Origin of the sequence: Vibrio sp. AND4, from assembly GCF_000171815.1 — a bacterium.
Lineage (GTDB): Bacteria > Pseudomonadota > Gammaproteobacteria > Enterobacterales > Vibrionaceae > Vibrio.
Genome location: NZ_ABGR01000014.1, coordinates 12,437 through 29,244, shown reverse-complemented (window position 1 = coordinate 29,244; position 16,808 = coordinate 12,437). Strand labels below are relative to the sequence as shown.

General features: G+C 46.4%; 13 protein-coding genes. 3 read left to right on the top strand and 10 right to left on the bottom strand.

The window, feature by feature from the left end; genetic code table 11:
• Nucleotides 1-61: 61 nt before the first annotated feature.
• The 10 genes from AND4_RS13555 to AND4_RS13510 form a co-directional block, all read right to left on the bottom strand.
• Nucleotides 62-1,285: a type II secretion system F family protein gene (locus tag AND4_RS13555; RefSeq protein ID WP_009843546.1), complete on the bottom strand. Its 1,224-nt coding sequence runs from the start codon at nucleotides 1,283-1,285 to the stop codon at nucleotides 62-64.
• 7 nt (nucleotides 1,286-1,292) lie between these two features.
• The gene (locus tag AND4_RS13550; RefSeq protein WP_009843545.1) at nucleotides 1,293-3,017 is read right to left on the bottom strand and encodes a GspE/PulE family protein; all 1,725 of its coding nucleotides are present in this window, start codon (nucleotides 3,015-3,017) and stop codon (nucleotides 1,293-1,295) included.
• Nucleotides 3,014-4,114, bottom strand: coding sequence for a tetratricopeptide repeat protein (locus AND4_RS13545; protein WP_043991675.1), 1,101 nt, complete (start codon nucleotides 4,112-4,114; stop codon nucleotides 3,014-3,016). Before AND4_RS13545 ends, AND4_RS13550 begins: the two co-directional genes overlap by 4 nt.
• On the bottom strand, nucleotides 4,099-4,944 hold the full coding sequence (locus AND4_RS13540) for an AAA family ATPase (protein WP_043991674.1): 846 nt from the start codon (nucleotides 4,942-4,944) through the stop codon (nucleotides 4,099-4,101). The genes AND4_RS13545 and AND4_RS13540 overlap by 16 nt, the downstream gene beginning before the upstream one ends.
• A gap of 43 nt (nucleotides 4,945-4,987) precedes the next feature.
• Nucleotides 4,988-6,622, bottom strand: a complete 1,635-nt coding sequence (mshL, locus tag AND4_RS13535; RefSeq protein ID WP_043991673.1) for a pilus (MSHA type) biogenesis protein MshL — start codon at nucleotides 6,620-6,622, stop codon at nucleotides 4,988-4,990.
• Between the two features lie 21 nt (nucleotides 6,623-6,643).
• Nucleotides 6,644-6,976 (bottom strand): hypothetical protein, encoded by a 333-nt coding sequence (locus tag AND4_RS13530; protein WP_009843541.1) that lies wholly within the window; start codon nucleotides 6,974-6,976, stop codon nucleotides 6,644-6,646.
• Nucleotides 6,969-7,619, bottom strand: a complete 651-nt coding sequence (gene gspM, locus AND4_RS13525) for a type II secretion system protein GspM (RefSeq protein ID WP_009843540.1) — start codon at nucleotides 7,617-7,619, stop codon at nucleotides 6,969-6,971. The genes AND4_RS13530 and gspM overlap by 8 nt, the downstream gene beginning before the upstream one ends.
• Complete coding sequence (locus AND4_RS13520; RefSeq protein WP_009843539.1) at nucleotides 7,616-9,064, bottom strand: hypothetical protein; 1,449 nt, start codon at nucleotides 9,062-9,064, stop codon at nucleotides 7,616-7,618. Before AND4_RS13520 ends, gspM begins: the two co-directional genes overlap by 4 nt.
• Before the next feature lie 11 nt (nucleotides 9,065-9,075).
• Nucleotides 9,076-11,085: an RNase E specificity factor CsrD gene (gene csrD / locus AND4_RS13515; RefSeq protein ID WP_009843538.1), complete on the bottom strand. Its 2,010-nt coding sequence runs from the start codon at nucleotides 11,083-11,085 to the stop codon at nucleotides 9,076-9,078.
• Between the two features lie 232 nt (nucleotides 11,086-11,317).
• On the bottom strand, nucleotides 11,318-11,872 hold the full coding sequence (locus AND4_RS13510; RefSeq protein ID WP_009843537.1) for a single-stranded DNA-binding protein: 555 nt from the start codon (nucleotides 11,870-11,872) through the stop codon (nucleotides 11,318-11,320).
• Between the two features lie 282 nt (nucleotides 11,873-12,154).
• On the opposite strand from AND4_RS13510, the gene AND4_RS13505 reads away from it, so the two are divergent.
• The 3 genes from AND4_RS13505 (at nucleotide 12,155) to uvrA (ending at nucleotide 16,793) form a co-directional block, all read left to right on the top strand.
• Nucleotides 12,155-12,799, top strand: a complete 645-nt coding sequence (locus tag AND4_RS13505; RefSeq protein ID WP_009843536.1) for a LuxR C-terminal-related transcriptional regulator — start codon at nucleotides 12,155-12,157, stop codon at nucleotides 12,797-12,799.
• 160 nt (nucleotides 12,800-12,959) lie between these two features.
• A complete protein-coding gene (gene galU, locus AND4_RS13500; RefSeq protein WP_009843535.1) occupies nucleotides 12,960-13,832 on the top strand; it encodes a UTP--glucose-1-phosphate uridylyltransferase GalU in 873 nt (290 codons plus the stop codon).
• A gap of 138 nt (nucleotides 13,833-13,970) precedes the next feature.
• Nucleotides 13,971-16,793 carry an excinuclease ABC subunit UvrA gene (gene uvrA, locus AND4_RS13495; RefSeq protein WP_009843534.1) on the top strand — a complete coding sequence of 941 codons (2,823 nt, stop codon included), beginning with the start codon at nucleotides 13,971-13,973 and terminating at the stop codon, nucleotides 16,791-16,793.
• Nucleotides 16,794-16,808 lie beyond the last annotated feature (15 nt).

Sequence of the window (16,808 nt, the reverse complement as noted above, 5' to 3'; positions counted from 1 at the left end):
ATTAACCCCGTTGACTCTAAACGGAATAAAGCATACTCAGCGTTGATTTTCGACCACCGTATTAGCCACCTTTGATGATATCCAGCATCCCCCACATTGGCAGGAAGATCCCCAGAGCGAGCACCATAACCATGCCTGCCACTATGACCAAGAGTAATGGTTCAATTCGCGCAGTCAGGGTCTTTAAGTCGTAATCCACTTCTCGGTCATAAAAATCTGAAACTTCCAAAAGCAACTCGTCAATACGCCCCGTCTCCTCACCCACGGCTATCATCTGGATGACCAATGGCGTAAAGACCTTACTGTTGATGGCCGTGACGGAGACAGTACTGCCTGCCTCAATCGCCGATTTCATTTCTAGAATCCGGTTTTCCAAGAATCGATTGCCTAACGCCTCACCAGATAGGGCGAGCGATTGGTTTAATGGCACACCGGATTGCAACATTAATGAAAAAGTTCTGGCAAATCGTGATAGCTGGGCGCGATTAACAATGTCACCCACAATAGGTAACCTTAAACGCAATTTATCAAATCTCTCTCGACCGTCAGCCGTCGCCACCCAAGATTTGAAAACAATAAACGCCCCAATTATCCCTGCAATCAACCAGCCCCAATAATCAACAAAGAAATCGGAGGTGGTGAGCAACACCCGCGTAGGCAGTGGCAGTTCAACGCCAAAACGGGTGAACATGGAAGCAAATTCAGGAATAACCATAATATTAAGGATAAACATTGCGATGGTGATAAACACAATCACAAACGTTGGGTAACGCATTGCGGCTTTAATCCGCTTACGTGTTTCCAGCTCTTGTTCGTAATAGTTGGCCAATTGCAGCAGCGCCTCATCAAGACGACCTGTATTCTCACCCACGTTGATCATTGAGACGAACAACGGGCTAAACACCTTGGTATGCGGCTGCATTGCTGAAGAAAGACCACGACCATTACTCAATTCAGCGACCACTTCCTCTAGGGCTTCTTTAAGCTGCTTGTTTTCACAGTTTTGCAGCAAACCACGAATAGAACGTAGCAAAGGGACCCCGGCTTTAGTTAGGCTAAATAGCTGACGTGAAAACAGGATGATCACTTCCAATGGGATCGCTGGCACCAATAGTTTAGATAAGCTGAGTTTGCTTTTGACCGCTTCTCTCTCTAATCGCAGGTGAAGGGGAATGACTCCCTTATTCATTAACGCTTCCGCTGCCGCTTCGGAATTCACCGCATCGACTTTGCCACTGGTGGATGAGCCGTCTAAGGTTCGGCCTTGAAAACGAAAAGTTGGCATCACTTACCTACATATAAATGGGGTCAGTTTGAGAGGAAATATCGCCCTCACCCAAGCTCATGACTTCATCTAGACTCACCGTCCCCTGCAACGCAAGTTCCATTGCTGAAGCCAATAGTGGTTTATAGCTGTCTGAGCGGCGCGCCGCCTGAGCGAAACCTACGGTGTCATTCGCTCGTAGCTTGTCCATCATTTCATTTTCAAGCTCAAGCATTTCGAACACACCCACTCGGCCACGAAAACCGGTCAAGTTGCAGTTTTGGCAGCCCATCCCTTTTTGAAAGGTTAAGCCCACTTGGTTAGGGAAGCGCCCCGCAAGCCACTGCTGACGTGCTTCTTCAAGCACATCCGTCGTTTTGCAATCACAACAGATACGACGAACAAGGCGTTGAGCGACCACGGCCCGCACCGCACTTGCGACTAAGTAACCAGGCGCGCCCATATCAATCATGCGCAGCGCGCTGTCTATCGCATCGTTGGTGTGCAAGGTACTCAATACCAAGTGGCCAGTCAGTGCGGCGCGAAGGCCAATTTCAACCGTTTCTTGATCACGCATTTCACCGACGAGAATGATGTCAGGGTCTTGACGGAGAAAGGTACGCAGCACTCGCGAGAACGTCAGGTCAATTTTCGTGTTGATCTGCACTTGAGTAATACGCGGTAAACGATACTCAACCGGATCTTCTACCGTGATGATCTTTTTGCTGGCTTGATTAAGTTCACTCAATGCGCCGTAAAGCGTGGTGGTTTTACCGGACCCCGTTGGCCCGGTGACCAAAATCATACCGTGGGGGCGAGCGAGTTGACGACGAAGGCGTGCTAACAACTCAGAAGGTAAACCAGAATCTTCCAGCTCACGCAGCCCAGTAGACTGATTGAGTAAACGCATGACGACGGATTCACCATAGTGCGTCGGCAGTGTCGACATACGGATATCGATCGATTGACCACGAACCTTGATATTAAAACGACCATCTTGTGGTAAACGTTTCTCTGATATATCCAGATGCGCCATCAACTTCAGTCGCAATACCAATGCCGAAGCAATGTTCACTTCATTTAACAAGGTCTCATGCAATACCCCATCAACACGCTGGCGAAGACGCAGCACCTTATCATCTGGCTCAATATGAATATCCGACGCTCCAACTTGTACAGCATCCTCAAACATCGAGTTAACCAGTTTTACAACCGTGACTTCTTCGCTGTCAGCAGCATCAATACCGTAATGAAAACCTTCAACATCTTGATGCTCGGCTTGCAGTTGTTCTGCAAAAGAGGCAATTTCTTTGGTTCGACGGTAGTAGCGATCAAAGTTTTCTACCAGCTGATGTTCTGATGCAATAATGAACTCTAAATCATACTCGCCGAGCAAGTTCATCAATGACTCTTGGGTAAACAGATCGGCGGGATCACTCATAGCGACACGCAATCTTGTGCCGTTGCGAGCAACAATCATGGCGCGTAAACGGCGAGCATGCACTTCAGGCAATATGGGGACGGCATCGGCATCAATAGATGCACGACTAAAATCAAACAGTGGTAGACCGAGTTGCTGGGATAAGAACGCCAACATCTGTTCTTCACTGATGAAACCCAGCCCGATCAGAGCATCGCCCAACTTTTGTCCGGTACTGTGCTGAGCATTCAAAGCTTGCTTGACTTGCTCTTCAGAGACAATGCCCTCTTCTATTAGTAAGTTACCTAAACGCTTTCTCAACTGAATTTTCACTGCACTGTCTCCAGTTGTTGCAAGATATTCAAGCGGTCACGAATAAATGCCTGAGACTGATTTGAAATACCAATTTTACCCTGCGCTTTTTGGTAAGAGGCAATCGCTGGCGTAAAAGTCAGTGCTCGCTCTTGTTGAATCGCTAGCCCAAGCCACCAGCGCGCATTATCCGGCTCACGTTGAGTCAATAATCGGTAGCTTTCAAGGGCGATGGCATTTTGATTTTGTTTTTGAGCCAGCGCAGCTCGCATCGCTAAATAGTCACGACTGGGTGTTGGCGGTAAATGCACTAATGGGCTTAATGCGGCCTCTGGTTGTTGTGCTTTTACCAGCAGTTTTGCCAGTGCCAACCGTAAAGGCTGGTGGTCGATATCCAGAGAAATCCCCGTTTGCAAAATCTCATAGGCTTTGCGTGTATCACCTTTACCGAAATACAGCGCCGCGAGCTTTTGCCGAGCTTCGACGTTAGTCGGCTGATACCGAAGCGCTTCACCAAATGCAGACAAAGCGGTTTTCATATCATTCGCATCCATCGCCTTACCTGCTCGCGATAATGCCTTTTCAGCTAACTGCTGATGCGTTAACTCAACCTGTTCAATACGCATTGAACTTTGATTCGAGACATTAGCAGCTCGATCAATACCGTTATCTACGCTCGCCAGTAAAATAGGTTGCTCCGGTTCAATCGATAACGCTCTGAGTGAGGTAAAGTCATCCACTTGGGAAGCCGAATCTACCGCGGGTAATGGCACCGTGAGTTTCGGTTTATCGGCCCTTGCGCGCGTGTAAACCACGCTATCTAATTGAGGTGTCGCCTTGCTAGTTGGCGAGTGGCTGACGGCAACCACTGGTGATGTTTCTACCGCCGCGCGATTGATTGGTGCAGCTGCGATTAAAACAGCCTCCTCTATTGGCGCTGGGCTCTGAGAAACCGCCCAACCGCCAACAGCCAAGCTCAAAGAAAATCCCCCCACAAGCCACAGCCATGGCTTGCTTCGAGTAATACTTGGAATCTCCGCCCGAGTTAACTCGGAAGGCGACTGTTTTTCAGCAAGTTCTGATAATGCTTTATTGATGGCACTCAAGGCTGACTCCATCCCCAAAATCTGGGAGTTTTAAACTTAGGTTTACGTGCATCAAAGGTGTCATGCATCGCCACGTAAACGTGTTGATTCTTTAATAACGTACAACGGTCATTGAACGCAGTAAGCAGGGCTTTGTGACTGATTTGGTTTATCAACCTTGGGATACCCATCGCCGCACGCCAAATCGCCTTCTTCTGCTCAATCGAAAAAACATGCGCACCGTTACCTGCCTTATCTAAGCGGTTATTGATATAGGCCACGCCCTCTTCTATCGAGAGAGGCCGTAACTGACAACTAAACGTAATACGCTGGCGGAATTGCCTTAACTCGTGGGTTTCAAGTCGCTCGTCAAGCTCTGGCTGACCGAACAACACCAGTTGAATCAGCTTGTCTTGCCCGGTCTCCAAATTACCAAAAAGGCGCAGCGTTTCTAAAGCTTCGGATGACAGAGCTTGCGCTTCATCGACAATCAGTACCGTTTTTTTCCCTAAAGTATGAACTTGGATTAAACGCTCTTGTATCAGTGACACGACTTTGAGCGGATCGGTATCTTGAATACCTAGTTCTCGTGCAACCGCAAACTGTAACTGGTCACCGCTTAGCACTGGATTCGGTAAGTAAACCAATTCCACCTCAGGTTCGATTTGCTCCATTAACTTGCGGCAAACCATGGTTTTACCTGTCCCCACCTCTCCGGTGACTTTAATCACTCCTTCGCCCATTTGGACCGCAGCCATAATGGTTTGTATGGCCTCGTAGTGAGGCACTAACCCCAGAAACATTTCTGTGTTTGGGGTCAGCGAGAAAGGTTGAACTCGAAATCCAAAATGCGACAAGTACATAGCTAAATCACAAAGCCACGTTTAGCGACAGCCCTAACACCGATTACTCAGTGTCAGGGAACCACTCTTGAAGTAGATCACGTGATCGTTCCAATTCCTTTTGCCATGTGTTCACGCCAACAACGGTTGGCTTTAGCAAAATAACCAGCTCTGTTTTTTGTGTCACATTGTTGATATTACGGAACAAGTTACCAAGCGCAGGCACGTCACCAAGGAAGGGAACTTTTGATACCTGTTCGAGGTTTTGCTGCTTCATCAGGCCACCAATGACCACCACATCGCCATCTTTTGCACGAATAACCGAGTCGGACTCTCTGATCGAACTTTTTGCCAGAGGTAACTGAACGTTATTAAACTCGCCACCAAGGTTGAGCTTTTTAATCTCTTCTTCCACCTCGATTACCGCAGGGTGAACATGAAGGAATACGTTACCCTTGTCGTCAATTTGCGGCGTAACATCAAGAGAGATACCAGAGAAGAAAGGAGTTAACTCAACTTCAGGAACGGCATTTGAATTCTCACCGTTACCCGCGTTGCTAGAAAGTTCAGTAACAAAATACTCATCGGTGCCCACTTTTATGACGGATTTCTGGTTATTCGCCGCTGTAATTCGCGGGCTAGAAAGCACATTCAAGTCACCTTGAGTCGCCATAAAGTTCATCACCGCCTTAAAGTTGCCATCAGAGAAAGTGACATTCGTTTGCCCACCCAGCAGTGTGCCTATGGCATCCAAGGGTAAAGACAGAGGGCTGCGGTCAACCACAATACTGCCCGAGTTCCCGATGGATGCTGACATATTCGACCAATCGATACCTTGTTGATAACCATCACTCAATGTAACTTCTAGGATCTTCGCTTCAAGAATCACTTGGCGTTGCATGCGCTCTTGCGATACCCCCAGGAATTCACGGACTTCACGGATTTCATCGGGGAATGCTCGTACCGTTATCACACCAGCTTGCGGAGTAACAACAACGCTTTGACCTTTACCTGAACCAATCAGGTTAGCAACCGCTTGCTGCAGCATTGGCCAGAAATCACTTTCGGTCACGGTTTCAATCCGTGTCCCGCCCGTTGATGAAGCAGAACTGCTATCGTTATCCTTATTTGAGTCCGATGAATCAGAAGCATCTGAGCCGCCACCAGATTGAGAGGTGCCCGCAGACGTCACAGAACCAGTGACTATGCTTGTTAATGAGTGACCGGTGCGTTTGAACTGAAGGTAATCCACCGGAATCGTCACGGTACGCATACCAGCAGGGAAAACCTGAATCACTTTGCCTGATTTCACTACGTCATAGCCGTACATGTTCTGCACCACATTCAGAACTTCGTCCAATGTGACATCGGAGAGGTCAACGGTAATATTACCTTGTACCGCAGGATGGATTGCCACGCTGTATTCTGTGCCTTTGACTAAAGAAGCAAAGAAGCTCCGAGTTTCCACTGCGTTAGCTTGAACTCGAAAGCGCTTCAACGTGCCTTCTTTTGCAGCCATATTGGAGTCCAGATTCGGCATAAGATCGGCTTGTACTGAAGGGGGGAGCTCCGTTAATGAGCGACCACTGGATTCATTGATGGATTTATTAAGTGCTTGCTTCACTTCGACTGGGTCTCGGTGGCCCATAGAACAACCCATTAAGGAAGCTATCACGACTCCTGCAACTAATTTGCGCATAATCTGTTCTGGCTCTGGTTATTATTGTTTTACGTTTAGACCAAAAAGCTCTAGTTTCCACTGCTGGCTACCACGCTTTAAAGTTACAAATTCACTGTTGATGTTCGCTACTCGATAGCTATTGAGTTTTGCTCCCGGCTCAACAATTCGGTTATTTAAAATGGCCACACATGATGTGTTGGGCTTACAAACAATACTGTTTAAGGTAGGCAAGCGAGCTTGTTTCGCTTTTGGCTTTGCTTGCTCCGTCACAGGCTTAACCCAGCCTAAAGGTGCCGTTGGATCTTGATTCGCCAGACTGTTACTCGTCGAGATCATCGCAAGTACGACAGAGATCGTAAGTTTCTTAACCACCAATAAACTCCTCTTGTGAACCTAGGGTATACACTTCCAGTACAAGTTTTGCTTTCGGGTAATCTTCCACGTTGTAACTGAAACTGCGCCAATAGTAACTTGCCGGTAAGCCCTCTAACTTGGTTAGATAGTCAGCAATCGAAAAGTAATCACCAGTCAATTCCATACGGACAGGGTGTACGTAATAACCTGAGTATTGAGAGACTTCTTTGTCTTCTGTTATGGGCTCAGCAGACAAAGTCTGGAGCGACACCAAGTGGACACCGCTTTGCTGCTCTAAAACTGTTTCGAGTAACCTTGCCATTTGTGAAGGTGTGATCAAATGTTCAATGATCTGAGAAAGCTGCATTGATAGGCGCTGACTTTCTGTCATCAGCCGAGCGATCGCTTGATCAATTTCGACGTTCGGATCTTTCTTTAGCTGAGCTTGAATACGTAATATCTCTATTTCCGTCTGCTGGTTAGTCTGGGTCAAATTCCGCAGTTGTTCATTGTTGCTATTCACTTCGTTCAGTGTTGGCTCCAACACCAAGCTAAACAGGAGCATGGTAAGGGCAACAAGACCGCACAAAGCGACCAATACCTTTTCACGAGCGCTCACCTCATCAAAGCGCTCTTCTAACGAGGACCAAAATTCGTTCATTTCTTTTTGTCTCCACGCGCCTTCAATTCAAAGGTCACGGTGTCGTCTTCGTTACGACCTATCTTCACATCATCAAAAGTACGTCCCACTAGGCTAATTTCATTCTTAAATTGGCTCACCCAGTTAGGTACCGCACTCGGTGACCTTGCCAAGCCTTTGAGGCCTAGAGTGGTATTGTCGATATGTATGGTAGTCAAAGAAATGTTATTACTACCCAATTTAGCCAGAGATAACATCACACCAGAGTAGCCTGTGCGCTGCGAGTCATCATATTTCCCCACCGCTTTTAGTGAATCGCGTTTCGCTTTCACTTCGCGTTCCAAACGAGCTTTTGCCGCCAACTTATTGGTATTCGGTTGATATTTGCGTAGATTGGCCTGCTGATGTTGCAAATCAGATTTCATGATTTCGCCACGACTTTTTACAATCTTGATTTCATCTGCGACACCAAGATTTTGCCAAGTGAGATAGCCAAAAGAGATAAAGATCAATGCAGCAGCTACCCCCCAAGAGATGACAACATTTTTCAACGTCAGCAGATTCTTCTTCGGCTTGAGGAATTCTGGATAAAGATTGATTCGTCGAGAGCTCACTGAAGCCGCTGCAGTATCCGCCAATACATAACCTGATAGCGCTTGCTCTTCGGCGAGTAAAGGAGACACTTTGGTGCTTAAACGGTAATTGAGTGATTCAACCAGTTCGTTCTCATCTTCATCATCACAACACACCTTCAATTGGTGTAATTGGACATGACGTAACTGGGAAGAGAGATAATCGATCGAACGCTGCAGCTCTAATGACAGACTATCCATCTGTAAATCACTTGAAGGCACCCCCGTTAGCGGAGGGGTCACACTGCGAATAGAGCGATGAAAAGCGATGGTATGTTCGACAAATGCACTAATACGAAAATGACCGCGGGCACTGCGTTGTAGGAGTAGGAAATTACCTAATTCACCTGAAGTGTCCCCCCAAATGTCATCCTCAGGAAGCACAGATTCGAGGGTAAACTGGGCTCGGTCAGCAAGTAAAACGATCTTGTCGAGCGTTTTACGAGGCATCACATAAGCTTGAATTTTATTAGAGCTAGGCAAGGCTACAGCGTCGGCAATGATATCGATAGCACGCTCAGAAATAAGCTCTTTTAACAAAAATGGCAGCGCCAGTGGCCACTCATGGCGTGGCATCGCTGGCTTGTCGATTTGATACATCTGATAATAATGGTGAGACAGCACCACTGATAACGAATCATAAGCGCTAACAGCAACACTTAGCGCTTGCTCAAAAGCGAGCTCCCAATTTGATTCGGAGATTTCAAATTTAGATGGTCGGCTGCTGTTCGTTGGTGATGATATATAAACTGCATCTGGCTGAATGACCAAAAAGCACATACGACCGCCAACCGATGACCGCTTGAGTTTATCGAGTACCGCTTTAAAATCCATGATTAGTATCTTTATTTTTTTCGCCAGCGGTTTCGTCGTCCCAATTTAATTTGAGAGTCTGATTGAGAAGTCACTGTTGGCTTAACGCCAGGTAAATACTGCTCTTCTGGAGAGAAATAACGCCCCTGACCGCCATGAACCCCTAATTCAATTAAGGTGTTCAATTCGTGCTTGTTCTCAATTCCCACTGCTATTATTTTTGTTTTGCTGTTTGCGGCCGCGCCCAACATACTGCGGACAAACAACTGATTCTCATGTCTCTGATCGATTTTTGATACCAAGCTACGATGGAGCTTAAGGTAACGAATGTCGACATCTTTTAAATAATGAGTACTGACGATCGTTCGACCGGCTTGTCCAATCATGATGTGACATCCTAACCCTGTTAACGTCTTGACAACGGGTCGCATAAAGTCGAAATGCCGCACAAATTGTGCCTCAACAAACTCAAACGTAAGGCACTTTCTTTGCTCTCGTGACAACTGTAAGAGTTCATCACGAAACCACTTGAAATATTCTCGTTGTCTAAAAGGCACCACGTGCAGGTTGAGCACATAACAGGTAGAACGGTCAAAACTATGCTTAAAATCTTTTAGGAATTTATTAACAACTGCGCGGTCCATCTGTGCTTCATAACCGACTTGTCGAACCGCAGAAATAAATCGAGCAGCTTTAACAATGCCACTTTCAGGGTCACGTATTCGGCATGTTAACTCTTTATGCAGGGGTTTGCTATGTGCTGCGTCACTTATTGGGTAAGCCGATTGTGCGTAGAGCATCACATTTTCAACAGTGAGAGCTGAGTCAAATAACGTACGCCATCTCACACTGCCTCGTGAATCCTCATCCTGATTCCACTTTTTAAAACGGCTCCAGTTGTTGCTATTTTGCAACTGAGCACTACGTAATGCCGTTTCTGCTTCATCAATAATTTGGCTATGCAGCTCACCTTCCTTGTATATCGTGATACCAATATGACACCAGTTGTCAGAGTCCAAAGGATAAGGAGGGTCGAGTTTCTCTAGTTGACGAATGCATTGAGATGCCAAGCTTGCGACATCCTTTGTCGATTGATGTGGCAAAAATAGAGCAAAGTCGGCATTGTAATAGCGGGAAAAAACTACGTCAGGATAACGTTGAACTAGGTTAGAGAGTAAGCTTCCAACTTCGACGATAAAGTCATCACAAGTTTGCTTATCTTGCGCCTCTTCGACGGATTTCCAGTCTTGAATGCGAATCAGCATTACGGCGCCACGCGAGCCACCTTCTAACAAAGCCGATTCCAGTTTACTGTCAAACAAGACTCGGTTGGCGGTACCAGTTAACTTGTCGAGAAAAGTTTGCGTACGGATAAAGGTATCGAAGCGACTGCGCTCCTTGCGCGCATCTTGAAGTTCTTCGATTAATACGTCCAACGCTTCGCTCGCCGTATAAGGCCATTCTCGCTCATCACCTTTTGCGTATTGCTCAACTCGGCCAGCCAAAATCATTCGGCCACGCTCTTCAAGCATTTCCGAACCTGCAAGCTGCTCTTTGAGCCACTTAACACCACGCATCAAACAGAAAATAATAAGAACAACGGCAAGCGTAATTGACCACAAAGCCTGCATCGAATATCCGTAGCCGAGATACGGAGGAATGGCTTTAAAGTAGATGACGTAGTCTTGGTTGTGAGTAAGTTGATACTCATGTTCAAGCAACGCCAAACTCCCTGTCTTATGAGAGGTGTCTTTGAAGCGATAAACGACAGCATTATTCGTAGACAGCGTCATTTCAACAATGTTGCTCGCTTGCAGCATCTTTGGCATCCAACGCTGCATCGAGTAAGCAGCGTCTGGGTCTTCCAACTCTTTATCTACAACGTCGACGATCCCCTCCAAATAATGGTTGAGATACTCATGTCCTAGTCGTTTGAAAGAGAGGGTGCCACCGACAAACAAGATAAACATTGCGCAAATAACGATCATAGTGACAAAAGCCACCAGTCGCGTGCTTAGCTTAAGAGTTGGGGTATACCTCATGAATACCAAATTCCTTTTTATTCATCATATACCTTATTGAAATATTTATACTTGATAAGCCTCCACTAGACAATCGGATTCGTGAGAATGTGAGAGCCTAAGATGCAAAGGTACAAGACATTATTATGAATGACCGCCCAAAATAACGGGGTCAGCAATACCGACGTAGAGATAATAAAAAAAGCCGCGAAATTCGCGGCCTTATAAACTCAATACTCAATGCTCAATCATTTTAGAATGGAATGTCATCATCAAAGTCCATCGGTGGCTCATTGTATTGCTGCTGAGGTTGCTGCGGAGCCTGTTGTTGAGGTTGCTGCTGCTGAGGGGCATTGTATTGCTGTTGAGCTGGCTGCTGAGCAGGTTGTTGAGGCTGACCCCAACCGCCTTGCTGCTGTTGAGGCTGACCACCGCCCATTGGAGCGCCACCTTGAGCACGGCCACCCAGCATTTGCATTACGCCATTAAAACCTTGCACAACCACTTCTGTGGTGTAACGGTCTTGACCACTTTGATCTTGCCATTTACGCGTTTGAAGTTGGCCTTCAATGTAAACTTGAGAGCCTTTACGTAGGTACTCGCCTGCAACTTCAGCCAGTTTGCCGAATAGTGCAACACGATGCCATTCTGTTTTTTCGCGCTGTTCGCCAGTCGCTTTATCACGCCATGACTCAGAAGTTGCAATCGTAATGTTTGCAACTGCACCGCCACTCGGCATGTAACGAATTTCAGGGTCGTTACCTAGATTCCCTACCAAAATAACTTTGTTAATTCCACGGCTGGCCATGATGTGCTCCGTTTAACTCTGGATCTATATAAAATTCTAGCGCACAAGAATACACGCTTTGATGTTTTGATAAAAGCCTAATCCCATTGTGTCCTGAGACAACCCATTGTGAAAATGAAATATTACTTTAAGCCCAAGGCGTTGCATTTTTGATTCATTTGCAGACATCGTTTCGTGAACCTTTGAATCTCAACGCATTTCTGTTCAGTTGCTATAGCTCTAAGTGATGATTGATGCCAACGTATTTGCATTCAAACAACGTTAGTCAGGAGATTAAAGCACATGAAAGAATCGGCTTATACGAGAAAACTTTTTTTCATCAGCAGAGAAAAACATGCAAGTAAACAGGTCCAAGAGCTGGAGAAGTGCATAGATATGGACATTCCGGTCATTTCACCCCAAGCATTGATGGAAGCAAACCCGAAATACCGCAACAAGATCCTTCTTATCGACTTTAGTGATCACAAAGCGCTAGTACTATCGATAAAGAATCTTCCTTTGATTTGGAAAAACTTCGAAACGGTCGTGTTCAACGTCCCTAAACGTCTGACGACAGATGAGTTACTCACCTTTGGTCAATTGAAAGGCATCTTCTACGAAGAAAGCTCCGTTGAACAGATTAGCGAAGGGTTACAAGCAATCATTAATGGTCAAAATTGGTTACCTCGCAATATCATTAGCCAGCTTCTACATTATTACCGTAACGTTATTAGCACGCACACCGCCCCTGCCACCGTCGATTTGACCATTCGCGAACTGCAAGTTCTGCGCTGCCTGCAAGCCGGTACGTCAAACATTCAAATGGCTGAAGATCTATACGTGAGCGAGTCCACGATTAAGTCTCACCTGTCTCAGATTTTTAAAAAGATCTCGGTCAAAAACCGCGTACAGGCCATTGCCTGGGCTGACCAAAACCTGTTGTCATAGAGCAATAATAAAGGGGGGATTTTTAAAACAGGAATTAATCATACTTATTTATAACCTGATTTTTACGTATTTTTCGACTTAATTCATGATTCATATACACCTCTCATGTTAAAGTGGTGCCCAGATTCTTGATTAAATAATGAGAAAGGATATTTACCCAATGATAAAAAAATGTCTGTTCCCTGCAGCGGGCTACGGTACGCGCTTCCTTCCAGCAACGAAGTCAATGCCTAAAGAAATGATGCCTGTCGTGAACAAGCCTCTAATTGAATACGGTGTTGAAGAAGCGATCCAAGCTGGCATGAACGGCATGTGCATTGTGACTGGCCGCGGTAAACACTCAATCATGGACCACTTCGATAAAAACTACGAACTGGAACACCAAATTAGCGGCACCAATAAAGAAGAATTGTTGGTTGATATCCGTGAAATCATTGACTCTGCAAACTTTACCTACATCCGCCAGCGTGAGATGAAAGGTTTGGGTCATGCCATCCTTACTGGTCGCGAGCTGATCGGTGACGAACCATTTGCCGTCGTACTTGCTGATGACCTTTGTGTCAATGAGCAAGATGGTGTTCTGGCTCAAATGGTGGCGCTATTCAAACAGTTCCGTTGCTCAATCGTTGCTGTTCAAGAAGTACCGGAAGAAGAGACGCACAAATACGGTGTTATCTCTGGTGAAATGATCAAAGATGACATCTACCGCGTAGACGACATGGTTGAGAAACCAGAGTCAGGTACCGCGCCAAGTAACCTGGCGATCATCGGCCGTTACATTCTGACTCCCGATATTTTCGAACTGATCGAGAACACTGAGCCAGGCAAAGGTGGCGAAATCCAAATCACTGACGCACTACTTAAGCAAGCAAAAGCGGGCTGTGTATTGGCGTACAAATTCAAAGGCCGACGCTTCGACTGTGGCAGCGTAGAGGGTTACATTGAAGCAACAAACTACTGCTTTGAAAACTTGTATTTAAAAGATGAAAAGAAGTCTGAGCTAGGTAAACACGTAACGAAAAAAGAAGCGTAACCTACTCAAAAGCCTGTTGATTAAAAGCCCAGCTTAACGCTGGGCTTTCTTTTACTGTTTTTTTGTCCAGTATTTTATTTGCACATTTCTCACACTATGTAATACTTGCGTGACTTGGTTATACATAGAGCAAAAACGATGGATAAAATAGAAGTTCGTGGTGCCCGCACCCATAACCTAAAAGACATCAACCTCACTATCCCCCGCGATAAATTGACTGTCATTACTGGTTTGAGTGGTTCGGGTAAGTCCTCTCTCGCATTCGATACCTTGTACGCTGAAGGTCAGAGACGTTACGTCGAGTCACTATCCGCTTACGCACGCCAGTTTTTGTCTCTTATGGAAAAACCCGATGTTGATCATATCGAAGGTTTATCTCCTGCTATCTCTATTGAGCAGAAATCAACATCACATAACCCGCGCTCGACTGTCGGAACAATCACCGAAGTCTACGACTATCTGCGTCTGCTTTACGCTCGTGTTGGTGAGCCTCGTTGCCCGACTCACCATAAGCCACTAGCAGCACAAACTGTCAGCCAAATGGTAGATAAAGTGCTGGAGTTGCCAGAAGGCAGCAAAATGATGCTGCTTGCTCCGATCGTCAAAGAGCGTAAAGGTGAGCACGTAAAAACACTAGAGAACCTTGCCGCGCAGGGGTTTATCCGTGCACGTATCGATGGTGAAACCTGCGACCTTTCTGATCCACCGACGCTAGAACTGCACAAAAAGCACACCATAGAAGTGGTTGTCGACCGCTTTAAAGTGCGCCCAGATCTACAGCAACGCTTGGCAGAATCATTTGAAACCACGCTAGAGCTTTCTGGCGGTATTGCGGTTGTTGCACCAATGGATGGCGATGGCGAAGAGGTGATCTTCTCGGCCAACTTTGCTTGTCCTACTTGTGGCTATAGCATGCAAGAACTTGAACCCCGCCTGTTCTCGTTCAACAACCCAGCTGGGGCGTGTGGCACTTGTGATGGCCTAGGAGTACAACAATATTTTGATCCGAGTCGAGTCATTCAAGATGAAACGCTTAGCTTGGCACAAGGTGCCATTCGAGGTTGGGATCAAAAGAACTACTATTACTTCCAAATGCTGACCGCATTGGCGGATCATTACGGCTTCGATCTTCATGTGCCGTTTAATTCTCTCACTAAGAAAACCCAAGACATCATTCTTAAAGGCTCTGGCCGCACAGACGTTGAGTTCAAATACATTAACGATCGTGGTGACATCCGTGTTAAGCGCCATCCTTTCGAGGGGATCCTAAATACACTTGAGCGCCGTTACCGCGATACTGAATCAAACTCGGTACGTGAAGAGCTTGCGAAATACATCTCGACGAAATCTTGTTCGAGTTGTGGCGGTACTCGTCTACGCCTTGAAGCCCGTAGTGTCTTCATCGCCGATACGACACTGCCAGAAATTGTTGAGCTCAGCATCGCCGATGCATTGGAATTTTTCCATTCTTTGAAGCTAGAAGGTCAACGTGCCCAGATTGCTGAAAAGGTAATGAAGGAAATCAACGACCGCCTTCAGTTTTTGGTTAACGTAGGCCTGAACTACCTCAACTTATCCCGCAGCGCAGAAACCCTATCAGGTGGTGAGGCTCAACGTATTCGTTTAGCAAGCCAAATCGGTGCAGGCTTAGTGGGTGTGATGTACGTTCTGGATGAACCATCGATTGGCCTCCACCAGCGTGATAACGAGCGTTTATTGAAAACCCTGACCCACCTGCGAGACCTAGGTAATACCGTCTTGGTGGTTGAGCACGATGAAGATGCGATTCGCTGTGCCGATCATGTGATCGATATTGGTCCGGGGGCTGGAGTACACGGTGGCAACGTGGTCGCCGAAGGTACCATGGATGAGATCATCGCTAACCCTAACTCGCTGACTGGTCAGTACCTCAGTGGCGCGAGAGAGATTGCAGTACCGAAAGAGCGTACACCACGTGATCCAAAGAAAACTGTTGAGCTCCTTGGCGCGACGGGCAATAACCTAAAAAATGTTGATCTTTCCGTTCCCGTTGGCTTGTTCAGCTGCATTACAGGCGTATCCGGCTCAGGTAAGTCAACCTTGATCAACGATACTTTCTTTAAGATTGCTCATACTCAGTTGAACGGGGCAACAACCGCACACCCTTCACCGTACAAAAAAGTGAAAGGTTTAGAACACTTCGATAAGGTTATCGACATTGATCAAAGTCCTATCGGTCGTACACCACGTTCAAACCCAGCCACTTACACTGGCATCTTTACTCCAATTCGTGAACTGTTTGCAGGCACGCAAGAATCTCGCTCTCGTGGATATAAACCAGGTCGCTTTAGCTTTAACGTGCGTGGCGGCCGCTGTGAAGCTTGCCAGGGTGACGGAGTAATCAAAGTAGAAATGCACTTCTTACCTGACGTCTACGTTCCCTGCGATTTGTGTAAAGGTAAACGCTACAACCGAGAAACACTTGAAGTACGTTACAAAGGCAAGACCATTGATGAAGTGCTGGAAATGACGGTAGAAGATGCGCGAATCTTCTTCGAACCAGTGCCAGCCATTGCTCGTAAACTGCAAACCCTAATGGATGTTGGTTTGTCTTACATTCGCTTAGGACAAGCAGCAACGACGCTTTCAGGTGGTGAAGCTCAACGTGTAAAACTAGCGCGAGAACTGTCTAAACGTGATACCGGTAAAACCTTATACATTTTGGATGAGCCGACAACAGGTCTGCACTTCCATGATATCCAGCAATTGCTGACCGTACTGCACCGGCTACGCGATCACGGAAATACGGTTGTCGTCATTGAACACAACCTCGATGTCATTAAGACGGCAGACTGGATTATCGATTTAGGCCCTGAGGGTGGGCAAGGGGGCGGTGAAATTATTGCACAAGGAACACCTGAAGATGTGTCCCAGATCAAGGGTTCACACACAGCGCGCTTCCTTAAGCCTATGTTGAAGTAGAAAAAACAGGTAAAG